This is a genomic window from Corynebacterium sp. MSK071, from assembly GCF_030232125.1.
Taxonomy (GTDB): Bacteria; Actinomycetota; Actinomycetes; order Mycobacteriales; family Mycobacteriaceae; genus Corynebacterium; species Corynebacterium kefirresidentii.
This window is the reverse complement of record NZ_JASPJA010000004.1, coordinates 188,325-212,567: the sequence shown is the minus strand read 5'-3', so window position 1 is coordinate 212,567 and position 24,243 is coordinate 188,325. Positions and strand designations below refer to the sequence as shown.

General features: G+C 56.7%; 21 protein-coding genes and 1 pseudogene. 16 read left to right on the top strand and 6 right to left on the bottom strand.

The window, feature by feature from the left end; translation table 11 throughout:
- Positions 1 to 2 precede the first annotated feature (2 nt).
- Positions 3 to 1,169: a DUF2029 domain-containing protein gene (locus tag QP990_RS04820; protein ID WP_234288094.1), complete on the bottom strand. Its 1,167-nt coding sequence runs from the start codon at positions 1,167 to 1,169 to the stop codon at positions 3 to 5.
- 329 nt (positions 1,170 to 1,498) lie between these two features.
- On the opposite strand from QP990_RS04820, the pseudogene QP990_RS04815 reads away from it, so the two are divergent.
- The 13 genes and pseudogenes from QP990_RS04815 (at position 1,499) to QP990_RS04755 (ending at position 17,089) form a co-directional block, all read left to right on the top strand.
- Positions 1,499 to 2,372, top strand: a pseudogene (locus tag QP990_RS04815) (acyl-CoA thioesterase).
- A 93-nt stretch (positions 2,373 to 2,465) separates the two neighbouring features.
- The gene (locus QP990_RS04810; protein WP_023021430.1) at positions 2,466 to 3,221 is read left to right on the top strand and encodes a YebC/PmpR family DNA-binding transcriptional regulator; all 756 of its coding nucleotides are present in this window, start codon (positions 2,466 to 2,468) and stop codon (positions 3,219 to 3,221) included.
- Between the two features lie 188 nt (positions 3,222 to 3,409).
- Positions 3,410 to 3,976 (top strand): crossover junction endodeoxyribonuclease RuvC, encoded by a 567-nt coding sequence (gene ruvC, locus QP990_RS04805; protein ID WP_034655377.1) that lies wholly within the window; start codon positions 3,410 to 3,412, stop codon positions 3,974 to 3,976.
- 33 nt (positions 3,977 to 4,009) lie between these two features.
- Positions 4,010 to 4,627, top strand: a complete 618-nt coding sequence (ruvA, locus tag QP990_RS04800; RefSeq protein WP_023021432.1) for a Holliday junction branch migration protein RuvA — start codon at positions 4,010 to 4,012, stop codon at positions 4,625 to 4,627.
- A gap of 25 nt (positions 4,628 to 4,652) precedes the next feature.
- Positions 4,653 to 5,732: a Holliday junction branch migration DNA helicase RuvB gene (gene ruvB, locus QP990_RS04795; RefSeq protein WP_259824625.1), complete on the top strand. Its 1,080-nt coding sequence runs from the start codon at positions 4,653 to 4,655 to the stop codon at positions 5,730 to 5,732.
- Positions 5,733 to 5,805: 73 nt separating this feature from the next.
- Positions 5,806 to 6,168, top strand: a complete 363-nt coding sequence (gene yajC, locus QP990_RS04790) for a preprotein translocase subunit YajC (protein ID WP_248098549.1) — start codon at positions 5,806 to 5,808, stop codon at positions 6,166 to 6,168.
- Between the two features lie 237 nt (positions 6,169 to 6,405).
- Complete coding sequence (secD, locus tag QP990_RS04785; RefSeq protein ID WP_248098542.1) at positions 6,406 to 8,298, top strand: protein translocase subunit SecD; 1,893 nt, start codon at positions 6,406 to 6,408, stop codon at positions 8,296 to 8,298.
- A gap of 2 nt (positions 8,299 to 8,300) precedes the next feature.
- Complete coding sequence (gene secF / locus QP990_RS04780) at positions 8,301 to 9,461, top strand: protein translocase subunit SecF (RefSeq protein ID WP_200287413.1); 1,161 nt, start codon at positions 8,301 to 8,303, stop codon at positions 9,459 to 9,461.
- A gap of 53 nt (positions 9,462 to 9,514) precedes the next feature.
- Entirely contained in the window at positions 9,515 to 11,182 is a 1,668-nt protein-coding gene (locus QP990_RS04775; protein WP_284798544.1) for an ABC transporter substrate-binding protein, read from the top strand.
- Positions 11,183 to 11,236: 54 nt separating this feature from the next.
- Positions 11,237 to 11,782, top strand: coding sequence for an adenine phosphoribosyltransferase (locus tag QP990_RS04770; protein WP_023021438.1), 546 nt, complete (start codon positions 11,237 to 11,239; stop codon positions 11,780 to 11,782).
- Positions 11,783 to 11,869: 87 nt separating this feature from the next.
- The gene (locus QP990_RS04765) at positions 11,870 to 14,158 is read left to right on the top strand and encodes a bifunctional (p)ppGpp synthetase/guanosine-3',5'-bis(diphosphate) 3'-pyrophosphohydrolase (RefSeq protein ID WP_156900699.1); all 2,289 of its coding nucleotides are present in this window, start codon (positions 11,870 to 11,872) and stop codon (positions 14,156 to 14,158) included.
- A 188-nt stretch (positions 14,159 to 14,346) separates the two neighbouring features.
- The gene (locus tag QP990_RS04760; protein WP_284798543.1) at positions 14,347 to 16,419 is read left to right on the top strand and encodes a bifunctional UDP-sugar hydrolase/5'-nucleotidase; all 2,073 of its coding nucleotides are present in this window, start codon (positions 14,347 to 14,349) and stop codon (positions 16,417 to 16,419) included.
- 97 nt (positions 16,420 to 16,516) lie between these two features.
- Entirely contained in the window at positions 16,517 to 17,089 is a 573-nt protein-coding gene (locus QP990_RS04755) for a DUF421 domain-containing protein (RefSeq protein WP_284798542.1), read from the top strand.
- 126 nt (positions 17,090 to 17,215) lie between these two features.
- Here QP990_RS04755 and QP990_RS04750 read toward each other — a convergent pair whose 3' ends face one another.
- Positions 17,216 to 17,518: a hypothetical protein gene (locus tag QP990_RS04750; RefSeq protein WP_284798541.1), complete on the bottom strand. Its 303-nt coding sequence runs from the start codon at positions 17,516 to 17,518 to the stop codon at positions 17,216 to 17,218.
- 352 nt (positions 17,519 to 17,870) lie between these two features.
- The gene (locus QP990_RS04745; protein ID WP_023021443.1) at positions 17,871 to 18,731 is read right to left on the bottom strand and encodes a peptidylprolyl isomerase; all 861 of its coding nucleotides are present in this window, start codon (positions 18,729 to 18,731) and stop codon (positions 17,871 to 17,873) included.
- Between the two features lie 142 nt (positions 18,732 to 18,873).
- On the opposite strand from QP990_RS04745, the gene tpx reads away from it, so the two are divergent.
- From tpx to hisS, 3 genes are all read left to right on the top strand, one after another.
- Complete coding sequence (gene tpx / locus QP990_RS04740; protein ID WP_200287423.1) at positions 18,874 to 19,371, top strand: thiol peroxidase; 498 nt, start codon at positions 18,874 to 18,876, stop codon at positions 19,369 to 19,371.
- 84 nt (positions 19,372 to 19,455) lie between these two features.
- On the top strand, positions 19,456 to 20,091 hold the full coding sequence (locus QP990_RS04735; protein WP_239207636.1) for an MBL fold metallo-hydrolase: 636 nt from the start codon (positions 19,456 to 19,458) through the stop codon (positions 20,089 to 20,091).
- A 5-nt stretch (positions 20,092 to 20,096) separates the two neighbouring features.
- A complete protein-coding gene (gene hisS / locus QP990_RS04730) occupies positions 20,097 to 21,386 on the top strand; it encodes a histidine--tRNA ligase (protein WP_284798540.1) in 1,290 nt (429 codons plus the stop codon).
- Positions 21,387 to 21,412: 26 nt separating this feature from the next.
- Here hisS and QP990_RS04725 read toward each other — a convergent pair whose 3' ends face one another.
- The 3 genes from QP990_RS04725 to QP990_RS04715 form a co-directional block, all read right to left on the bottom strand.
- Complete coding sequence (locus QP990_RS04725; RefSeq protein ID WP_239204077.1) at positions 21,413 to 21,988, bottom strand: TetR/AcrR family transcriptional regulator; 576 nt, start codon at positions 21,986 to 21,988, stop codon at positions 21,413 to 21,415.
- 10 nt (positions 21,989 to 21,998) lie between these two features.
- Positions 21,999 to 23,408 (bottom strand): L-serine ammonia-lyase, encoded by a 1,410-nt coding sequence (locus QP990_RS04720; protein WP_239204075.1) that lies wholly within the window; start codon positions 23,406 to 23,408, stop codon positions 21,999 to 22,001.
- Between the two features lie 175 nt (positions 23,409 to 23,583).
- On the bottom strand, positions 23,584 to 24,243 hold the full coding sequence (locus QP990_RS04715) for an FMN reductase (protein ID WP_239204073.1): 660 nt from the start codon (positions 24,241 to 24,243) through the stop codon (positions 23,584 to 23,586).

The window sequence follows — 24,243 nt, the reverse complement described above, 5'->3', positions numbered from 1 at the left end:
CTTTATGACCGAAGCGAGTGCCGGCCGCCTCGGCGGCGTAAAACTGGCTGTGCCAGGGCGCTTGGCGCGTGTGGCTGGTGAATTCCTGCACGTTCCAGTTTCCCAGCCAGCGCCACCTCGAGCGCAAACCATATAAGCCCAATGATGGCCATAACCACGATGAGAATATTGCGGGCCACCAAGAGATACACGGGGAACATATTCTCGCCCACGTAATGCCAGATGTAGTCGTAGTTAAACGGATAGACCAAAGTACCCAGCGCAGCGGCGATAATGGCGCAGACCGCTAGCAGGCGCTGGACTACCCGCAAGGTAGTAAACCCTTGTGGAAGTCGCTGGCGGATCACCACTGCAAGCAGCGGGCCGAGCCAGACGATGTATTGCGGGGAGAAAACCTTATTGGTCGCGATAAGGAGCAAGACCATAACGCTAAAGAACGCCATGGTGGTGCGCGTGGTCCATCCGCCGGCACACAGCCGGTAGAGCGCCCATCCCACCGCAAACACCAGCATGATAATGATGGCTATGGTGCTCCACCTGATGGCGGTATCCACGCCGGGCCCGGAGATCTCAAAGCTCTTGGAAGCGGCGTAGCCCAAATCCCAGCGGCCGGGGTGGCGATGCGCTTGCAGCAACAGGAAGGTCGCCGGGATGGACTCCAACTGGAGTCCGCGCACGCCCTGGTAGTTTAAAGGTGAAAGTAAGCGTTCGGTGCCACAGGTGGCAACCGTTATGGCGCAGACTGCAATGATGGTGCAGAAGAAGACGAGCAGGCGTTGCCAGGTCGCAGACCTATTGAAGCGGCCCACTAAGCCTGCGGCGAGCACTCCGGGCCAAAGCTTCATGGTGGTGGCAAAGCCCAGTAACGCCGAGGCAATAAGGGGATGGGTAGCCAGAAGGGCGGCTGCTCCGGCGACGGCTAGGGAGGGGAAAATATCGAGGCGCCACACAAAGGCATGGCCTGCCGCGGTGCCGAAGAAAACCCAGAACCACGCGGCCCAAAAAGCGCGCGGTTGGGTGGGATGGTGGCGCAGCAGCAGGGCTAAAAACGCGGCGTCGACAAGCAGCGTCATGATGGTAAAGCCGATATAGAAAGCGGTGATATTTTCACCGGTGAGCCACCCCAAAAGCACCGTAGGCCACGTGCCTGCATGAGGGTACTCGGTCATTTGAGTTGGGTCGTCGCCGTAGATACCCGCAAAATAATATGCGACATCGCCCCTGGGACTGTGGTCAATCTTGAGTAGATATACAAGGCACAGGCGGGCGATAACCCACCCAATCCAAACTGCAGGAACAGAAGCGAGGCGTTTCACCCAAAAGACTTTATTCAAAGAGCGCTCACTTCGGTGGCGGACATAGTTTCTTCTAGAAAATTCTTCCACTTATGCCAAAAAATGGGGGAGAGATAATGAGAAAAGGAATCGGCGGCTCGGCCTTTTAGTAGTGTGGACGACAATTGCTAGCGGTAGTGATTTAGGACATTGGGAGTGTGGAGATGGCGGCCATCCGCGAGATTTTGGACATAGAGAAAACGGGAGCGGACGATGTCTTTAGTGGCCCGGCGGTGGAGTCGCGGATTGAGCGTACCTTCGGCGGACATATTGCTGGCCAAGCAGTGGCCGCGGCCCAACGCACCGTTTCCGGGAAAGAGGTTCACTCCCTGCACGGCTATTTTGTGGGGCCTGGTGACGCGAGCCGGCCGATTGAGTTGCGGGTCGAGCGCATTCGGGACGGCAGATCCTTTGCCAACCGGCAGGTACGCGCCTACCAAGGGGGGCACGCTACTTTTCTCTGCCATGGCGAGCTTCCATCGCGATGGGGACTGCGGACCGCAGCACCAAGATCCCATGCCGGAGGTACCTGGGCCCGAAGAAACAGCTCGTTCCGGTGGCGGTGCGCCTTACTCCACCCGCATCATCCTCAAAGAGTGGGAGGAATGGGATATCCGCTTGGTACCAGAGGAAGGCCGAGACCCTGTGGCAGCGGAACGCACCGGTGCAGGATTTCGTCATATCTGGTTTCGCAATACCGTTGAGCTTCCGCAGGATCCGGCTTTCCACCGCGCCGCGCTGACCTACATGTCGGATATGACTCTCATCCGCTCCGCGCTCCTTCCGCATCAAGGAGAGAAAGTGCAGTTGGCCAGCCTCGACCATGCCATTTGGTTCCTGCGTCCTATTCGCGTGGATGAATGGCTCTTATATGAGCAAGTATCACCCTCAGCATTTCAAGGAACGGCAATTGCGCGCGGCAAGCTCTTTACGGAGGAGGGCGAATTGGTGGCTTTGGTCAATCAAGAGGGCCTCACGCGCTTCTTGGATGAAAAGCTGGGCAGCGGCTCCGCCCATGGCAATTGGCACAACGTGTAAATATGCCCCGCTTATAAGGGGGTCGCTTTCACGCATTCATGCAGCACACGTATAATTGCCACCAGTTTCAGCACCCGATTAGAAAGGGACTACATGTCAGGCCACTCGAAATGGGCAACTACCAAGCATAAAAAGGCTGCCAACGATGCAAAGCGTGGCAAGGAATTTGCCAAGCTGATCAAGAATATCGAAGTGGCGGCCCGCACCGGCGGTGGTGACCCAGCGGCTAACCCAACCCTTGATGACATGATCAAGAAGGCCAAGAAGGCCTCCGTCCCCAATGACAATATTGAGCGTGCTCGCAAGCGTGGATCCGGTGAGGAAGCCGGCGGCGCCGACTGGGAAACCATCATGTACGAAGGCTATGGCCCCAACGGCGTGGCCATGCTCATTGAGTGCCTTACGGATAACCGCAACCGTGCGGCGACCGACGTGCGTACCGCTATGTCTAAAAACGGCGGCAACTTGGGCGAATCCGGCTCCGTGGCCTATATGTTCACCCGTACCGGCTACGTCCTAATAGAAAAGGGCGAGCTGACGGAAGACGATGTTTTGATGGCCGTGCTAGAAGCTGGCGCGGAAGAGGTAAAGGACCAGGGCGAGAAGTTCGAAATCGTCTGCGCTCCGACGGATGTGCAGGCCGTTAAGGACGCGCTCAAGGAAGCCGATATTGAGGTCGATGACTCTGATAATGACTTCCGCGCTTCTGTTGAGGTGCCGCTTGATGCCAACGATGCCAAGAAGATTTTCCGCCTCATTGATGCTTTGGAAGACTCCGATGACGTGCAAAACGTCTACACCAACATGGACCTGTCCGATGAGGTACTAGCCGAGTTGAACGAGGGTTAATCACCTCTTCGCCGCAATAGCGGCGGCTATGTAGCGCCGGGAGCGCTCCGCGAGAATTGCTCGCCGGAGGCGCTGCCGGCGCTTCGCTATGGTGGGGTGGACTGCTACGTTTGTAGAACACCTGTGTGTAGTCCATAATGGGGGCAGTAGGCGGTGCGATAAGGCGCTGACATGACAATGGGGGAGAGATGAACCTAGAAGGAATGCGCGTGATGGGGATTGACCCGGGCTTGACGCGTTGCGGACTTTCCGTGGTTCAAGCTGGTCGCGGCCGAGCAATCCTCCCGGTTTCTGTAGGCGTGGTTCGTACCCCTAGCGATAAAGACTTAACGGAGCGCCTCCTGCGTCTTTCAGTGGCAGCGAAAGAATGGATGGATGACTATACGCCGGATGTGGTAGCGATCGAGCGAGTCTTCGAACGCGGCCAGGTCTCCACGGTCATGCAAACTGCCCACGTGGTAGGGGTGTTGGTGCTGGCTGCAGCTGAGCGCGATATTCCGGTGTATATGTACACCCCATCCGAGGTGAAAAAGGCAATCTCTGGAAATGGACGCGCCGATAAAAAGCAGATGACCGCTATGATCACCCGTATTCTGGGGTTGACGGAGCCGCCCAAGCCTGCCGACGCCGCCGATGCACTCGCCTTGGCGGTGTGTCATTGCTGGCGCGCCCCTGCCATTGCGCGGATGGACCAGAATGGTCTTGGGCTTGGAGCCAAGACAAGTGGCGTGCGCGGACAAGCTAAGAAGCGGTAGAGAAATTTACTGAGAGAAAAGGATAGGAAGCCAATGATTGCTGCACTGCGTGGAGAGGTAATCCATATTGGACTCGACCATGGGGTCATCGATTGTGCAGGCGTGGGATACAAGTTCTTGGCCACCCCAAAAACGCTGGGCACTTTGCGCCGCGGGGAAGCAGCTACGGTTCTCACCAACTTGGTGGTCAAGGAAGACTCCCTGACTCTTTATGGCTTTAGCGCTGATGAGGACCGCGAGATGTTCCAAGTTCTGCAATCCGTGTCGGGGCTCGGACCAAAGCTTGCTTTGGCGGCGCTTTCGGTCATGGGCGCAGGGGAGCTCGCAGCTGCAATTGGTGCGGAAGACGTGAAGGCGCTGCAATCTATCCCGGGCGTCGGTAAGCGTATGGCTCAGCGCTTGGCATTGGAGCTGAAAGATAAGGTGGCGGCCTTTGCGCCAAGCGAGCCCTCTACTGCAGGTGCCAGCGATACCGCCGTCGCGCCAGCCGGCGGGGCCGTGGTAGAAAGCGTGACGGAAGCGCTCATTGGTCTTGGGTTTACTGATAAGGGAGCGCGGCCTGTGGTGGAAGCGGCATACGCGGAGAACCCTGATGCCGATACGTCTTCCCTCTTGCGTGCGGCTCTAGCGCAGCTGGGCAAGAAAAAGTAACGGCAGGTAGGAAGGCTGAACAATCATGTCCGATATTGAGCGCACCGAATTTAACCTCCCCGACGGCGTCGACGCGGCGCATTCCTCGCAGCGCAATAGCGACGTCGAAGCGACCGCACACTCCGAGGAACATGATATTGAGCGGTCATTGCGCCCGAAGTCGCTAGATGAGTTTATAGGCCAGCCCAAGGTGCGCGAGCAGCTTTCCTTGGTGCTCAAAGGCGCTAAGAATCGTGGAGTTACGCCGGACCACGTTCTGCTCTCTGGCCCGCCTGGCCTGGGTAAGACCACCATGGCGATGATTATTTCCCAGGAGTTGGGGACCTCGCTGCGTATGACTTCGGGGCCTGCCTTAGAGCGCGCCGGCGATTTGGCCGCCATGCTTTCAAATCTGATGGAAGGCGACGTGCTTTTCATCGATGAGATCCACCGCATTGCCCGGCCAGCAGAAGAAATGCTGTATATGGCGATGGAAGATTTCCGTATTGACGTCATCGTAGGCAAGGGGCCTGGTGCTACCTCCATTCCGCTGGAAATCCCGCCTTTTACCCTGGTAGGGGCTACAACCCGCGCCGGCATGCTTACTGGCCCCCTGCGTGATCGATTCGGCTTTACTGCGCAAATGGAGTACTACGACACGGCTGACTTAACTCAGGTGATTAAGCGTGCGGCGCACATCTTAGACGTAGATATTGACCATGATGCAGCGGTAGAAATTGGTTCTCGTTCGCGTGGCACCCCGCGTATTGCTAACCGTTTGTTGCGCCGCGTTCGCGACTATGCCGAGGTCAACGGCTCGGGTCTGATTGATCTTAGTGCGGCCCAGGGGGCGCTCGAGGTCTTCGACGTGGATGAAATGGGCCTCGATCGCTTGGACCGGGCAGTGCTCGATGCATTGATTAAGGGGCACGGCGGCGGACCGGTCGGCGTGAGCACCCTTGCCATTGCGGTGGGCGAGGAGCCCTCGACGGTGGAGGAGGTGTGTGAGCCCTACCTGGTGCGTGCGGGAATGATTGCGCGGACAGGACGCGGCCGCGTAGCTACCGCCGCCGCGTGGCGGCACTTGGGGCTAACTCCTCCTGAGGGGGCAGCCGGCCTGTTTTAATTCCAGGCGCCAGCCTGCTTGGTCAAGCACTCTGGGTTTTTGTGTTCACTTCCGTCTGGCACACTAGGGAGCTATGGAAATCATCATTCTCATCATTATTGGCATCCTGTTCGTCATCCCCTCCTTCATGGCCATGCGAAAGCAGCGCCAGCGCCAAAATGATATGCAGGCCCTACAAAACTCCCTCAAGCCGGGCGATTCCATCGTTACCGCGGGCGGTGTACACGGCGTGGTGCGTAACACCAGTGACAAGGACGTGGATCTAGAAATTGCCCCAGGAGTGGTGGTTACTTTTGACAAGATGGCCGTGATTCGCACCGAGCAGGAGGCCAATAAGCTCGAGCGCCCTGCGGCTGCTGGGGAAGCACAAGGCGATACGGAAGATAACCTGCCTGATGAGAATGTCCCTCCGTTCGGCGGCGAGGGGAAGAACTAACCCCGTCTTTCCTGAGAGTTATCTTAACGTTTGCTAGGTGGTGGGAACTTTGTGGAGCGTAGACCCCATCACACTTTGGGCCTTATCTGGCCCTCGTTAAGGAAAATTCCGTCTCATGACGTACGATTGTGCGTTGTTGACGTGCCTGCGCCATCCGGTCGGGCCGTATTTATTGTCTAAGCACCCTGTTATAAGCAGCACAGGAGATTATCGTTGTCCGCATCACCCCGTCGCGCTATGAAAAATAGCCAACGCCAATGGCCGAAGCGCGCTATCGCGTTATTCGTCCTCATTGTGGTTGTTATCTATGCGCTTATCTTTCTTACTGGTAGCCGTCAAAGCACGCCGAAGCTCGGCATTGACCTGCAAGGCGGTACTCGCGTAACGCTTGCTCCGCAAGGCGAGGAACCCACTCAGGACCAGCTCAAACAAGCACGCACCATCTTGGAACAGCGTGTCAATGGTATGGGCGTTTCTGGCTCTGAGGTTGTCATTAACGGCAATACCCTGGTTATTACCGTGCCAGGAGAGGACGCTTCCCAAGCACAGGCCGTAGGTAAGACCTCGCAGCTCTTCTTCCGCCCAGTGGCTAAGCCATCCATGCCGGATATGGGCAAGCTCAATAAGGAGCTAGAAGACATGGCCAACCGCTGGGTAAAGTATGGCGTGCTAAGCGCAGACGAAGCGAACAAGCAGATGGATCAAGGCGTCAAGGCCATCTCTGCGCAGGAAGCGCAGATGACCGGACAGAAGCCAAAGGAGAAGAAGGCTCCAAAGGTCAGCGCTAAGCCCCTGGATGAGCCAAGCAACTCCATTGAGCAGTCGAAGCGCCGTGATGAAATCACGGAGATGTTGCTCAAGGACCGCCAGTCCGAGGATCCGACGACCCAAGCCGCAGCTTCGATGCTGATGACCTGTCAGGGCGATACCGATCCGCTGGCTGGCGCGGACGATCCGGCTAAGCCATTTGTTACCTGTGATTATTCCAAGGGCAACCCGTACGTCCTCGAGCCCGCGCCACTTCTTAACGGCATCAAGGATGAAAATGGCACCCGCCTAACCGGCAATGAGATCAATACCAATGGTCCTATCGAAGGCGGTATGAACAACAAAACCGGCCAAATGGAGATCAACTTCTCTTTCAAGACCGGAGATGGACCAAACGGTTCCCAGACGTGGGCGGACCTTACCAAGGAACACCTCAACGACCAAGTCGCCATTACCCTTGACTCCGCAGTTATCTCTGCACCGGTGATCCAGGGCGCAACTCCAGTTGGGTCCGCAACCTCTATTACTGGTGATTTCAGCCAGGAGGAAGCACAGAACCTGGCCAATAACTTGAAGTATGGCGCACTGCCGCTGTCCTTCGCCGGTGAAAATGGCGAGCCGGGCGGTACCATTGAGTCCATTCCGCCGACACTGGGTAAGGCCGCCCTGCAGGCCGGCCTTATCGCGGGCCTAGTCGGCTTGGTACTCGTGATGGCTTATTCGCTGTATTACTTCCGCGCACTGGCCGGCGTCTCCCTCGTCTTCCTCATTTCTTCTGGCCTGTTGACCTATGGTGCCTTGGTGCTGCTGGGTCGTTGGATCGGCTACTCACTGGATCTCTCCGGTATTGCCGGTCTGGTCATCGGTGTGGGTGCAACGGCTGACTCCTTCGTGGTCTACTACGAACGCATCAAGGATGAGCTGCTAGAGGGACGCACTTTCCGCTCCGCTACGCAAAAGGCGTGGGAGCGTGCTCGTGCGACCATCGTGACCGGTAACGCGGTGACCCTCATCGGCTCCGTAGTGGTCTACTTCCTCGCCATCGGTGAGGTTAAGGGCTTCGCCTTTACCATGGGCCTGACCACGGTCTTCGACCTTGTCGTATCCTTCTTGGTTATGGCACCACTGATGCAGTTGGTGGGCCGCCGTCCAGCTGCAGCCAAGCCTTCGATGAACGGCCTTGGCGGTATCTACGCCTTGGTGGAAGAGCGTCGTGAACGCGGCTATTTCGGCTCGGGGCATCGCAAAGCAGGCTCCACTAAAACCTCCCCAACCAAGGAGGCAGCCACCACAGAAACGGCAGCACATACTGCCGCAGGAACCGCACGTCCCGTTGATGCTGCGGAAGATGAGGAGAAATAAGCATGGCTGTTTCGACTAAGCACAAGATTTCCCGAATGGACCGCCTCTACGAGGATGAGCGCGGTTATGACTTCATTGGCCGCACCAAGCTGTGGTACGGCATCACCGCCGCGCTGATCGTGGCGGCCGTGGCCGCAATCCTAATTCGCGGCTTCAGCCTCTCGATTGACTTCGAAGGCGGCACTACGCTGTCCATGCCGGCAGGGGACCTTAAGGAAGAAGAAGTAGGACGCGTCTTTGAAGATTCCACCGGCGTAGAACCCGAGCAGGTACATATCGTAGGCTCCGGCAACTCCGAGACCTTGGAGATTGTCTCCGAACGCCTCAGCCAAGAAGAGGTGAATGCGGCTCGTACCGCTATCTACGAGGACTTTAAGCCGAAGGATGAAGAAGGTAAGGCCACCCCGGATGCCATCGGTTCGTCCACGGTATCTGAGTCTTGGGGTTCTGCCATTACCCAGCGCATGCTTATCGCCATGCTGGTCTTCTTGGTAGCTGCCACCGTTTATGTGGCCATTCGCTTGCAGAAGAACATGGCTTTTGCCGCTATCATCGCCCTGATTGCAGACGGCGTGATTATTGCCGGCATTTATGCGCTCTTCGGATTCCAGGTTTCCCCTGCTGTCATTATCGGTCTGCTTACCGTCCTGACCTTCTCCATGTATGACTCGGTCATCGTCTTTGACAAGATCAACGAGAACACGGAAGGCCTGGAGGGACAGCGCAAGAAGACCTTTGCTGAGCTGACGAACCTGGCGATTAACCAGACGGTCATGCGCTCGATTTCTACCTCGGTGATTTCTGCGCTGCCGATTATCGCGCTCTTCGTGGTGGCCGTGTGGCTCATGGGCATTGGTACCCTGCGCGATTTGGCACTCATCCAGCTCATCGGTGTGGTTGAGGGTATTTTCTCCTCCATCTTCTTCGCTACGCCATTGGTTGTCACCTTCGCCAATATGTCCAAGAAGACTAAGCGCCACAATAAGCGAGTAGCGGACTACCGTGCTGGTAAGGATGAGAAGGGTGCTGCAGAAGATGACGCACCCGCAGCGGGGCGCACCGTGGTTTCGCCAGTAAGTGCTCAGTCCACCCCGGCTGGCAATGAGGCCGAATCGGCGGAGTCCACCGGACACCCTGGCGCAACGTGGCGGCCAGGCAGGTAACTTCCGGTAGTAAAATTCAGGCGGATCGCTAGCTGAAGTGAGGGCACATAACCATGCTTAAGGAAAAGAGCAGTTCTGGAGGACGTCATAGGGGGAGGCGGGCCCTTGCTTCATGCGTATCCGCACTCGCCCTGGCTGCATCTGCCTGCAGCGGGCAGGGTGGCGAGGATGAGTCTTCGGCTGCGCCCCAGGAACCAGAATCCTATGGATACTTTGGGTACCAGGTAAATTCCCGTCTGGCCACTACCAACGCAGGCACCTCCTTTGGTTCTGCCAGCTCCGCCGGACTGTTATCCACGCGCCTATATCCTGGCCTTTTCGTACCTGGTCCCGCGGGCGAATTGATCCCCAATGCAGACCTAGTAGAAACGGAAGAGCTCCCGCCCGCTGAGGGCAGCGACCAGCGCAGCGTCCAGCTGACCTTGGCCGAGGATGCCGTCTTTTCCGATGGCACTCCCGTGACCTGTGATGATTACTATTTGACTTACGTTGCCGGCACCCATCCTGCTGAATTCGCCTCCCATATGCCGCTGATGAATGACATTGCGAATTTCAGCTGCGAACCCCACAGCAAATCGTTTACGTTGACCTTTAATAAGGATCAGGGGCAGCGCTGGCGCCATATGTTTGGCGCCGGAACGGTCATGCCCGCCCATGCGCTGGCAGAAAAGGCTGGGTTGAGCCTTGAGGAGCTTAATGCGGCGCTGGCAGCCGAAGATATGCAAGCGCTAGATCCAGTTGCCCAGGCATGGCGGTATGGCTTCTCTGTGGCAAAGGATCAACTCGATCCAAAACTGCAAGTGTCTTTTGGCCCCTATGTCATCGACAAGATAGGCGATGAGGGCGAGGTTATCCTCAAAGCGAACGAAAAATACTTTGGGGATGCGCCAGCCGAGGACCACGTTGTGGTGTGGCCAGCGGATGCTGACGCGCACAAGCTGGTAGATAAGGGGGCACTGCGCGTGGTCGACGCCGCCAATGCAACCCCTGACTGGCTTGACCGGAATCAAAGTGAGTCAGGGGAGGACTCCTATGAAGCTACCCCAATGGTAGGCGAGCTAACGGATACGCTGACGCTGTCTGAGGCTGGGGTATTCGCCGAGCCGTGGGCGCGCGAGAGCTTCGCTGCGTGCGTCGATCAGCAGGCGGTGGCTCAGGCAAGCTCCGCGGCCTCTGGCGTAGAGGTGCCACCGGCTTATGTGCGCACCGTTTCCGTCACCAACCCGGTTGCCGGCGGCCTCGACAAAGTGGGTAAGGAGCACCAGGGTACCGATCTGGCGCAGGCGGGGAATCTGAATGGAACGACCATCAAGGTCGGCTACTTAGGACCGGATAAGCGTTACGCAGCTATGGTGGAACAGCTCCGTGCATCCTGTGAGCCGGCCGGAATCACCATCGAGGATACGTCTGCGGAGTTTATGTCTCAGCACTACCTGGAAATGGATCCAGAAACCTGGGCACCTACCGTCGACGCTTTCCTTGGACCGGTAGATCCTCAGACGGAGTACTCCGCGGTCGAAGCTAGTATGAAAAACTCTGCGGAGCTTAAGAAGACAGAAGAAGCTTTGTGGAAGGATATTCCGTCCATTCCGCTCTCCGCGCAGCCGCGTGTCTTCCTCGTCCGCCGCGACGTGGAAGGTGTCCTGCCGTACACTGGCGTCTCGGGCATCGGTTGGAATATGGATCGCTGGCGTAGCACCGCTCCAACCGAAAAGAAGTAGGACCCGCAACAGCGGCCGTTAACGACCTCTCGCAATTATTTCTCAAGGAAGATTATGAGTTCGCACTACGAATCAGCAGCACAGGCTCTCAAGGATAAGGTTCGCCTCGTTCAAGACTTCCCAGAGGAGGGTATCCTCTTCGAAGATCTCACCCCAGTTTTGGCAGACCCAGAGGCTTTTCGCACCGTCGTAGACGGCTTAGCGGCCGCCTGCGAGGAACTGGGCGCGGAGATGATCGGTGGCCTAGATGCCCGTGGCTTCCTCCTCGGCTCGGCCGTGGCCTACAAGATGGGCCTGGGTATCCTAGCCATCCGCAAGAAGGGCAAGCTTCCTCCTCCGGTATACACCGAGGAATACGAGCTGGAATACGGCTCGGCGGCGCTGGAGATTCCGGCCAGCGGCGTCGACATCAAGGGCAAGCGCGTAGTGCTTGTCGACGACGTCCTAGCCACCGGTGGCACCCTCCATGGTGCGAAACTTCTGCTCGAGTCCGCGGGTGCCGAGGTTGCCGGCAACGTCGTTGTGCTGGAAGTCAAAGGCCTCAATGGGCGTGAGCGTTTATCCGGCCCGCCGCTCATTGTGCTAAATGCCACAGACTAAGATGAAGTGTCTAAGCTAGATCCCACGATCTAGACGAATATGAGGCCAATATGGCCCGTGGCACTGTGAAGGGCGGTAGAAATGGCCATGGATAAACCCGTAAAGCGCCAGACCGGCGGCGGTATGCGTAGCATGTCGGCTCGCCTTGCCCGTTCGCTCACAGGCGGCCGAGTCAGGGTGAATCCGGTGCTGGACCCGCTGATGTCCATCCACCGCAAGTTTCACCCTAAGGCCGACTCAGACCTGCTCAATCGTGCTTATAACACCGCCGAGCGTCTGCATGAAGGGGTTTTCCGCAAATCTGGAGAACCTTATATCACCCACCCACTTGCCGTTGCTACGATCGCTGCGGAAATTGGTATGGACACCACCACCATCGTGGCAGCGCTCTTGCACGATACGGTGGAGGATACGGACTACTCCTTAGACGACCTCACCAGGGATTTCGGCCCCGAGGTGGCCCGGCTGGTTGACGGTGTGACGAAGTTGGATAAGGTGGCGCTGGGCTCGGCCGCAGAGGCGGAAACCATCCGCAAGATGATCGTAGCCATGGCCACTGACCCGCGCGTCTTGGTCATTAAGGTAAGCGACCGCCTGCACAATATGCGTACGATGCGGTTCCTCCCGCCCGAAAAGCAGGCCAAAAAGGCGCGCCAAACCCTCGAGGTTATCGCTCCATTAGCTCACCGATTAGGCATGGCCAGTGTGAAGTGGGAGCTGGAGGACCTATCCTTTGCCATCCTGTACCCCAAAAAGTACGACGAGATTGTGCGCATGGTGGCAGACCGCGCCCCCTCGCGTGACCGCGCGCTCAAAGAGATCATTAGCCAAGTTAGTGCGGCATTGAAGGAAAACGGCATTGAAGCTGAGGTTATGGGCCGGCCAAAGCACTACTGGTCCATCTACCAAAAGATGATCGTACGTGGCCGCGACTTTGCAGAGATTTTTGACCTAGTGGGTATCCGCATCCTAGTAGAGGATGTCAATAGCTGTTATGCCGCAATTGGCGTGGTTCACTCGATCTACCAAGCTCTGCCCGGGCGCTTTAAGGACTATATTTCTTCGCCGCGATTTGGTGTCTATCAATCGCTGCACACCACAGTGCTAGGCGATGGTGGTGCCACGCTGGAGGTCCAGGTACGCACCCACGAGATGCACTACAATGCCGAATTCGGCGTGGCCGCTCACTGGCGCTACAAGGAAACCAAGGGCAAAAACTCGGGCCACCAAGAAGAAGTGGACCAGATGGCGTGGATGCGCCAACTTCTGGACTGGCAGAAGGAAGCAGCTGACCCTAATGAGTTCCTAGACTCCTTGCGCTATGACCTTACCGCTAAGCAAATCTTTGCCTTTACCCCTAAGGGTGACGTAGTAAATCTGCCCGCAGGTTCTACTCCGGTGGACTTTGCCTATGCAGTACATACCGAAGTGGGGCATAGGTGTATCGGTGCCAAGGTCAATGGCAAGCTGGTAGCACTGGAATCGAAGCTAAAATCCGGTGACAAGGTTGAGATCTTTACTTCTAAAGACCCTAACGCAGGCCCGTCCCGTGATTGGCAGGACTTTCTGGTATCTGCACGCGCTAAGACCAAGGTACGGCAGTGGTTTGCCAAAGAGCGCCGCGAAGAACATTTGGAGGCAGGGCGAGATGCCCTAGCCACTGAGGTCCAGCGAGGCGGCCTGCCGATGCACCGCCTGTTTACCGCCAGATCTATGAAGCAGGTGGCGGAGCAGCTGCACCACGCTGATGTCGATTCGCTGTATACCGCCATCGGCGCGGGCCAAGTATCTGCGCAACATGTTGCCAATCAATTGGTTGCCATGTTTGGGGACCAGGACGATGCAATTGACACTTTGGCCTCGCGCACGCCGCTGTCTGAGATTGAAAATTCCCGTGCCCAGCACACCGAGGACTCCGCATCGGGCACCGGCATCTTGGTGGAGGGCAGCCCTGATGTAATGGCCAAGCTCGCCAAATGCTGCCAGCCTGTACCAGGCGATACCATCTTTGGTTTCGTAACCCGAGGCGGCGGAGTATCAGTGCACCGAGCCGACTGCACCAACGCGGAAAAGCTCAAAGCAGAACCCGAGCGCATGCTAGAGGTGGCCTGGTCTTCTGGGACCTCCGCTACCGGTGCTTTCTCTGCGACGTTGCAATTGGAAGCCCTTGACCGGCAAGGCCTTCTTTCAGAGCTCACTCGTGTTATGAGTGATGAGAACATCAACGTTTTGACTATGAACTCCAACCGGGGTGATGACCACATTGCGACGGTTAGGTTTACGTTCTCGGTGTCAGACACCAAGCAGCTGGGCACGTTGATGACGACCTTGCGCAATACGGAAGGCGTCTTCGACGTCTACCGAGTAACTGCTTAGCGCGCTTTCTCCTTACCCTCAAGGAGGGGCGGGGCAAGCAACGCGAAGGCTTCGGGCGGGTTACCAGTGTATGAATTTTCGGCTTCTGCCAGGTAAATCCCCAGCAAGCGAGCTTAGTTTCTCCTGCCAAGTTGTTAATAAAGCGATATAAATTATCCTGTTGCTTTCTACAATCTAGGAGTATTTCCATGCAGTTTCGCCGCATCGGCCAGCTTGTGGCCGCCACTACCGTATCCGCTGTAGCTCTCTCCGGCGCGCAGGCGGTAGCACAAGAAAACAAGACCACCATCTCTGTCACCAATATCACCGATATTCACGGTCACTTGGAGGACAAGATCGGTGACCCAGCAAAGGCCGGCGATGAAATTGGCGTGGCCCGTTTGCAGTCTCTTATCCAGCAGGTGAATGAAGGTCAGGAATTCAACCTGACTTCTTCGGGCGATAACGTAGGCGGCTCTGCCTTTGTATCTGCAATTTCTGATGACAAGTACACCCTTGAGGCCCTCAATCAGATGGGCATGAAGGTATCCGCAGTGGGCAACCACGAGTTTGATAAGGGCACCGAGGATCTAACCGAGCGCATTCAGCCGAACTCCACGTATCCCATCTTGGGTGCCAACGTGCTGAAAGACGGCAAGCCCTTGCTTAAGCCTTCTCACGTTGAAGACGTAGACGGCGTCAAGGTGGGCTATGTCGGAACCGTGACGGAAAATACCAAGTACAAGGTATCTGCGGCCAAGATCCCGGGCGTTACCTTCACGGACCCGGTAAAGGCAACCAATGAAGAGGCCGCCCGGCTAAAGGAGTCCGGCGAAGCGGACGTTGTTGTCGCCCTTTTCCACGAGGATGCCCAAGAATATGCCGAGGGCTTCAGTAAAGACGTAGACGTGCTTTTCGGCGGCGATACTCACCAGCGCACCAAGGGGGAAGTCCCGCGCGATGGTGCACTCCCGTTGCAATGGGCGCAGGGGCATGAGTATGGCAAGTTGCTTAACGACGTCGACATTACCTTTGACAAGTCCGCCAAGAAGGTAACCGACATCAAACTCAGCCAGTACGATGCTACCGACGCTACCGCTGTCGAGCCGGACGCTGGCATTGCAGCTGTGGTGGAAAAGGCACAAAAGGAAGCCGAGGTAGAAGGCTCCAAGACTGCAGGAAACGTCAAGCAGGACCTGTTCCGTGGCTCTGACGAAGGCGCAGAGGCAGGCTCCAACCGTGGCGTAGAATCCACCCTCAATAACTTCATCGCAGATGGCCAACGCTATGCCATGAGCAAGCAGGTAGGTAAGGATATCGAGATCGGTGTCATGAACGCCGGTGGTGTGCGTGCTGACCTGAAGGGTGGCGACGTTACCTACAAGGACATCTTTGAGGTGCAGCCGTTTGGTAACTCCGTGATTACCGCAAAGATTTCCGGCGAGGAGTTCATCAATGCTTTGGAAAACCAGTGGCAGGAAGGCAGCCGTCCGCGCTTGGCCATGGGGCTTTCCAATAATGTGCAGGTGGTCTACGACCAGAAGGCCAATAAGGGTGAGCGGGTAAAGTCCGTGACCATCAACGGCGAACAGATTGACCCGAAGAAGGATTATTCCATCGCGCTGTCGTCCTTCCTTGCTTCTAGTGACGAAGAAGCCGGCGGCGATGGCTATTTCAACGCTGGTTCCATCAAGGACAAAAACGATGTGGGATACATGGACACTCAGGCCATGATTGACTACATCAAGTCGGGTGAATCTGAGGTCCGCACCGGACAAGGTCAAATCGGTGCCCACGTTGAAGGTGAGGTGAAGCCGGGTAAGGAACTTACCGTCAATCTGTCTAGCCTTAATTACTCCACCGAGGGTGAGCCGATGGCCAAGAAGGCAACCGTGAAGTTGGGTGACGCTGAGCAGACCGTCGACATCGACAACGCTGCCCAGGAAGGCGATGCGCAATTTGGCGAGCGCGGACGTGCAACGGTAAAGCTCACCGTTCCAGAGAACCTGAGCGGCAAGCAAAACCTCGAAATCACCACTGACGCCGGCACAAAGGCAACTCTGCCTATCGAGGTAAGCGGCGAGGGCTCCCAGGAGCCGGGTGCTAAGCCCGAGCCGAAGGGTTCCTCCTTGTCCTCTAACGGTTCTTCCATGGGCAGCGCAGTATTTTCCATTGTTGCGGCGCTGGTAGCTGGTGTTGCGTTTGTGGGTATGAACCCGCAGATTCTTCCTGCCCCAGCGCGCAAGATGATTGAGGACCTGCGCAAGCAATTCCACCTCTAAGCCATCACGGCGCTAGGCGGAGCGGTTCTTCCTGAACGGGGGAGTATCGCTCCGCCTTTTCTGTATGCCGTGCAGCAGCCAGGTAACCTAATCAACCGTGGATACTCTAGACCTCTTCCTGCGCGAAATTACCTATCAACTAGGCATTGAATGGCACCGTATCCCCGTTGTCGTATTGGCCACTTTGGGCATTTATCTATCCTTCATGGTCCTAGTGAAGATATTTGGCTCCCGGGTCCTTACTTCCATGACGGCCTCAGATGCCATCATCATCATTATGTTCGGCGCGGTTGCAGGCCGTGTCATTGTGGGTAATCCACCGACCCTGGCCGCCGGCGTAATCGGCTTGACTACTCTGATGGCTCTAGAGGCCGCGTTCGGTACTATCCGCAAAGTGGTGAAGTGGACTCGCTTTCTTGACCGGCGCCCAGTTCTCCTAGTATTTCGCGGGAAAATGGTTGAGGATAACTTGACCCTGGCGCATATTACTAAGTCAGATATCTATTCTGCTGCCCGCAAGGCAGGCATTAGCCGCATGCAGGACGTACAGATTATGATCCTGGAGCCCACGGGTCATATCTCTGTCATCAGGGTCGGTCAAACGATCGATCCAGAGCTTTTCAAAGACCTCGTAGGGTCCGAGGACATTGAAGACGCCAAAGAGTCCTAGATGCATCCCTAAGCCTGGAAAGCTCAAGCGTCGGTCAGTTCTTCCGATTGCTCAAAAGCATATGAAAAAGCCGCTGCATTCCCTTTTGGAATGCAGCGGCTTAAGAATCGCTATGAAGCGGTGACCTTACTTGTTGCCGAAAGGCAGGTCGAGGTACTTGTTTGCGAAGGCGAACAGGGTGCCCAGAGCGCCGATGACGGAGGTAACAACGCCGATCCAAGCCTTGATTTCCTTAGGATCCATATCCTTGATGGAGGAACCCTCCTCGGTCGGCTCAGCGCCATTGGAGGTGGTCGCAGCGGCGGACTCCTTGTTCTCGGTGGAGGACGCTGGAGTGGTCTCGGCAGCGGTAGCAACGGTGGTGCCAGCGAAGGTCATGGACAGAGCGGTTGCGCCGGCAACGAGTGCCTTGCGGGAGAAAAGCTTCATTTTTGATTCCTAACAAGCTTGGTGCGTTCAAAGACGTTTCAAATACTAGACAGGCTGACAGGCTTCCGCAACAGTATTGGCAGGTTTTGTTTACTCGCTGAAATATCTGAAAGTCTGCTGTGTGCTGCAAGTTTACTCTTGTGGCTAGTGTGAACTAGGGGAATTTTAGAAGGTTAGTGTTTCTGCAGCTAAGGGCTCATATTCAGGCTCAGGTTAAATTAAGGAAAGTAAAAGCCCCGGCGCGTCCGTACGTTGTGAAAGTGACGAATGCGCGGGGCTTAACCCTTGCCCCCGTTAGGGGGTGTGCGGTGGTGGCAGGGGGAGGCGTCGCCAAGCAGGGCTTTTAAAGCGCCTAGGCCTTGACGGTTGCCTTCTTGATCTTGACTTCCTTTGCTGGCTTGCCGTCTGGCTGGCCGCCTTCGACACCGTTCTTGGCAATCTTGTCCATCGTCTTCATACCTTCATCGGTAATGGTGGCGAAGTAGGTGTAGTTCGGGGTCAACTCAGAATCGTCATAGTTGAGGAAGAACTGAGAACCATTGGTGTCTGGACCGCTATTTGCCATGGCGACGGAGCCGCGCGGGTAGATAACGGGGTTCTGGGCATCCTTCTCATCCACCTCGTCGGTGGGGTACTCATCAGCGAAGCTGAAGCCAGGGCCGCCGGAACCGGAACCGGTCGGATCGCCACACTGCAAGACGTTGAGACCACCCGAGGTCATACGGTGGCAAACGGTGTTGTCGTAGTAGCCAGACTTTGCCAACTCAGAAATTGCGTTGGTGGCACACGGCGCCTTGGCACGATCCATCTCCATCTCAATGGTGCCCTGAGAAGTCTCAAAGGAAACGGTAACGGTGCCCTTGGTGGAAATATCCTTTCCATTCGGCTTAGTCGCACCATTGGAATCTTGACCGGTGTCCTCGTACTTACAGGTCACGGTATCCGGCAGAGCCTTTGCACGCTTATCTGCAATGGGCTGTGCCTGTGGGGTTTGCTGCGAGGTCTCAGCTGCGGAGGACTCCTCAGCCTGGACCTTCTCATCGTCGCCTTCGCGGGTCGACAAGTAGTAAATACCGCCTACCAAGGCGAGGATTACTACGAGGGACGCGAAGACAACGCCCAGCGGGCGTGTCTTTTGCTTGCGTTCGCGGGATTTTAGCTCGCGCTCGAGCTTGCTCAGCGCCTCTTCGCCGCGCTTTTTATTATTTGGCACCGGGAGTCAACCTTTCTAGCGATTTTCGGTGGCATGATTCAACCTGACCGAGTTTAGCGGTTCCATACTTCGAAGAAAGCGTGGGCACGTAAATCGGGCTAGTCAATGGCTATTGAGCCAAGTCATAAGTACTCTGGTTTCTATGGTTGAACCAGATTTTATCGACCCGCCAACACCCACCGTTGGTGAACTTCCCGCAGTGGGAGACCCGCTGCCCGAATTCGAACTCATCGGTACGGACCTGAGTCAGATTAACAATGAGACTTTCGCGGGCACGCGCCTTATTATCTCCATCTTTCCCTCTATCGAAACCCCTTCCTGCCAGGAGCAACTGCGCCGTTTCCATGAGCAGGTTGCGCAGCTAGATAACACTAAGCTTCTTTGCGTTTCTCGTGACTTGCCTTTTACCCTCAAGCGTTTTTGCGCTGCGGAAGGCATTGCTGATGTCATCGCCGCCTCCGCATTTCGATCGGATTTTGGAGAGAAGTTCGGCGTGACCGTACGCGATTCCGTATTGGAAGGCCTCCTTGCCCGCTCCGTGGTCGTGGCCGATGAAAATCACCGGGTGATGCACACACAAATGGTTCCAGGTGTTGTCACCCAGCTTGACTACGAGAAGGTGTGGGATGTTTTGAGCTAGGCCTCACGGCGTTGCTGGTCGAGGTTCATCTACGAAGACGGGGCCGGACGGCTCTTTATTATCTGGGCAGCTAGGGTGGTGGGTATGGAAATTTTCGGTTTTACTGCCGGTCCCTTTCAGACCAATACCTATGTGATTGCGGAGGGCCGTCGCGCCTTTATCGTCGATCCCGGCATGGATGCGATGGAAAAAGTCCTAGAGCATGACTTGGACTATGAGGCTATCGTGCTTACCCACGGCCACATTGACCACACCCGCGACGCCGGATCCCTTGCCGAAAAGCTCGATATCCCTGTTTATATCCACCCCGCTGATAAGTTCATGCTCGCCAGCGGCGAAGGTGTTTCGCCCCAGGCGCAGGAGCTTTTCGACGCCGCTCATATGGTCCCCATCAACGATGTGCGCGAGCTACAAGACGGGGAAACCCTAGAACTTCTCGGCCACACCTTCAGCTTGAAGCACGCACCCGGGCATTCTCCGGGATGCACCATGATCATTGCTGAGGACTTTGCCTTAACCGGTGATGTGCTTTTTGCCGGTGCCATTGGGCGCACCGACCTGCCTCACTCGGATCCTAAAGCCATGCAGAAGTCCCTCGCGGGCCCAGTGTGGAGTTTGGCGGATAACCTCGACATTTTGCCCGGCCATGGTCCCACCACCACCATGCGTAAGGAGAGGGCGACCAATCCCTTCTTCGCTACATTGAGGGAGGTACTGTAATACCCGTGAGTAATAAAAAGCAGTTTCAGGCCCTGTCCGCTCCTAAAGGTGTCCCAGACTATTTCCCACCGCAGTCGGCCGCATTCTATAAGGTGCGCCAGACCATGGTGGAGCAGGCACATCTCTCCGGCTTCCAGCACATTGAGCTGCCCATTTTTGAAGACACCGCACTCTTTGCTCGTGGCGTAGGCGAGTCCACCGACGTGGTATCTAAAGAGATGTACACCTTCGCCGATCGCGGTGACCGCTCCGTTACTTTGCGCCCAGAGGGTACCGCCGGCGTGATGCGTTCTGTCATCGAGCACAACTTGGACCGTGGCCAACTGCCCGTGAAGCTTAACTATTTTGGTCCGTTCTTCCGCTACGAACGCCCGCAGGCCGGCCGCTACCGCCAGCTCCAGCAGGTGGGCGTGGAGGCAATTGGTGTCGACGATCCCGCGCTAGACGCCGAGGTCATTGCTTTGGCAGACCGTTCCTTCCGCGCGCTGGGGCTCAGCGGCTTCCGCCTCGAGCTCACCAGCTTAGGCGATCACAATTGCCGCCCGGCTTACCGGGAGAAGCTGCAGGAGTTCCTCTTTAAGCTCGATTTGGATGAAGAGACCCGCCACCGTGCTGAGATCAATCCTCTGCGTGTGCTGGATGATAAGCGTCCGGAGGTCCAAGAGCAGCTTGTCGATGCCCCCTTGATGCTCGACCACCTTAATACGGAATGCCGCGAGCATTTCGAGACCGTCACCGGCATGTTGGATGATATGGGCGTAGCTTATGAGATTAATCCGCGCATGGTGCGCGGACTGGATTACTACACTAAGACCTGCTTCGAGTTCGTCCACGACGGCCTTGGTGCGCAGTCCGGTATCGGTGGCGGTGGACGCTACGACGGTCTGATGGCCCAGCTAGGAGGCCAAGACCTATCCGGCATTGGCTATGGCTTGGGCGTCGACCGCGCCCTGCTGGCTCTTGAAGCCGAGGGCATCACCCTAGAAGGCGTAGATTCTCGCGTGGACGTCTTTGGCGTGGCGCTGGGTGCCTCCGCAAAGCGCACCATGACCACTCTTATCAATGATCTCCGCAAGGCCGGCATTTCCGCGGATATGTCTTTTGGAGACCGTGGCCTCAAGGGCGCGATGAAGGGTGCGGACCGCGCAGGTGCGCGCTTCGCTCTGGTACTGGGCGAGCAGGAGCTAGAAAACGGCACCGTTGCGCTCAAGGACCTAGCCGCGCACGAGCAGCACGACGTCAATGTCTCTGACCTAGTTTCCGTCCTTACACGCGAAATGCACGGCGAGGCTTAGGTTTTTGTAGCCGGTGGGCATCGCGCTTAGGCGCGGTGCCCTCTTTTAATACCCGCCAAGTACAGATCAATAATCATTTCTTGGAGGTCCGGCTGGTAGGCCTCAACATCGACCTCGCGGGGCCGCGCCAAGCTGAGAAGGCCCACAATGAACTCGAGGTGGGTGACTCCGGGGCCGATCTCGCCGTGCTGTTGCCCAAGCTCAATAAACCTGCGCCCATTGCTCTCCAAGAGGTCACGCTGAGCGGTTAGCTCGGGGCTCAGAGAATCCAAATCCTGAGGGATGAAGGCAGGGATAAGGGTATTAAGCTCCATGGTAAGGATATGGGTGGCATAAGCGCGGACATAATCATTGCCGGAATTCTTAGGATCCTCAAAGTCAGCGATGAGACGCTGTTGGAACCTCGCAAAGGCATCGCCCATATATTCTGCGCAAGCGCGGATAAGGCTCGCGCGGTTAGGGAAGTTGCGATAGACGGTGGCTACACTCACCCCAGCCTGTGCGGCTACCTTATCCAAAGCGACATTATCGCCGTGGGATCGGAATAACTGACACGCCGCGGCAATAATAGCTGTGCGGCGGTGAAGGGCATCTGCGCGCATGGAGTCTGTTTTAGCACTCCACCTGGGACACACTAAAGCCCATGGTCTTAGCCAATCCGCCCAGGGAGGTTTCCTTGTATTTGGAGAGCATATCGCGGCCGGTCTCTGCCATAGTTTGCACTGCATTATCCAAGGTCACATGATGAGTGCCTTCGCCCATCTTGGCCATGCGTGCGGCATTGATGGATTTAACCGCACCGATGGCATTGCGTTCGATGCACGGAATCTGCACCAATCCGCCAACTGGGTCGCAGGTCAGGCCCAAGTTATGCTCCAATGCGATCTCCGCGGCGTTTTCTACCTGCGCCGGAGTAGCGCCGAGCAGCTCTGCCATGCCCGCAGCGGCCATAGCGGAGGCGGAACCTACCTCGCCTTGGCAGCCCACCTCAGCTCCCGAGATGGACGCATTTTCCTTGATGATCATGCCGATAGCACCGGCAGTCAATAGGTAGCGCCGGGCGGTAGAACGGGTGAAGTCTGCGCGGAAATCGCGCGCATAATGCAGTACCGCTGGAATGATGCCGCACGCACCATTGGTAGGTGCGGTAATGACGCGGCCACCGGCCGCGTTTTGCTCATTGACCGCGAGGGCGTAGAGATTGACCCACTCCATGGCAGAGAATCCACAGCTGGTGTCATCCTGATTTTCCAGCAACTGGGCGTACATCTTTGGGGCGCGACGCGGCACACGCAACCCACCCGGTAGCAGGCCTTTGGTGGAAATGCCTTCGGTCACGCACTCCCGCATGATGTCCCAGACCAGATCAAGGTGCCGCAAAACGAATTCGGCGCCGCCTTCGTCACGGTGCAAGGCTTCCTCATTGGCTAGCACGATCTCCCAGATTGCCTTGTCATGGGCTTCGCACAGATTGAGCAATTCTTCGCCCGTGGTGAAATGATAAGGAACGGTGTCATCAACCTGCGCTGCGGCTACGCCAGCGGGCACCTCATTGCTTTCGGCGACTTCCGCATCAAGCTCGGAGCGAGAGAGAATAAAGCCGCCGCCGACAGAGAAGTACTCTTCCTTTTCTGCGATGAGGTTGCCGCTTTCATCCCAAGCACTAAAAATCATGCCATTGGGGTGTTGAGGAAGTGGTTCGTTATCAAAAGCGATCTCATAGTCCACCGTGCCGCGGGGGCCAGAAATCGTTCCTTCACTGGGAATAAATCCACCTGCGTGCGGCTCGGCGTCGATAGGCACGCTTAGTGGATCCCAGCCAGCGAGACCGAGGATGACAGCGCGGTCGGAGGCATGCCCGCGGCCAGTGGCAGAAAGAGAACCGCGCAACTCGGTATACACCTTCGCCGGGTGCTTCTCGAGGGAATCGAGGAATTGCTTAGCCGCGCGCATGGGCCCAACGGTGTGCGAAGAGGACGGGCCGATGCCGATGGAGAAGATGTCCGTGACGCTAATTGTCATAGTTAAGCTGTGCCGAACCTTTCTGGGTGGATATGTGTTTGGTTCCTAGCGCTTTTCTCGTATCAAGGGGCAAAGCCGGAAGCGAGGGGAGAGGCAAATTTTCTGTGCCCAGCGTAGCGAAAGTCACACCTTCTATCAATCGCCGCCTATGCGAAGTACCGACCGCGCCTGTGGCCTAGTCGCCGTATCCATTCAGGAGCTTTCCCAAGGGGATGAAGTTCTCCTTGGCTAGCCGCACAGTAGAGTGGCCACCCAACCCCTCCAGCTCGCCAGCGATTCCAGACACCCTGTCCCTGGGGGCAACCATTTGGTCAGCTAACTGAATGGCAGAGCGCTCAATGCGGGTGACAATGCGTTCTCCTTCTGGAGTGCCCAAGTCTTCCGCAGCCTGAAAAACTCCCGTTGGCACGATATTTGCGTGGAGTTGATTAAACAGTGGGCGAAGCGCGTAATCCAAAATTAGGGAGTGGCGCGAAGAACCAGCTGTAGCTGCGATAATGGTGGGAAGATCGTCTAGTGCATGGGGCTTCAAGGTATCAAAAAACATCTTGAAGAGGCCTGAGTAGCTTCCCTGAAATACAGGGGTGACGGCAATAAGCCCATCGGCCTGAGCAATGCACTCCTGGGCCCGGGCCAACTCCGGCGTCGACGCAGTCCGATCTGTCATGGCAGTAGCTAGTTCGAAAGCCAAATCGCGAATCTCAATGACGTCGATCTGGGTCCCTTCACCGCGCGCGGAGATTTTGGCGCGGGTAGCCTCTGCAAGCATGTCTGCCAGCCGGCGAGAGGAAGACGGTTGCGATAAGCCAGCTGAAATAACGAGTAGGGAGCGCAT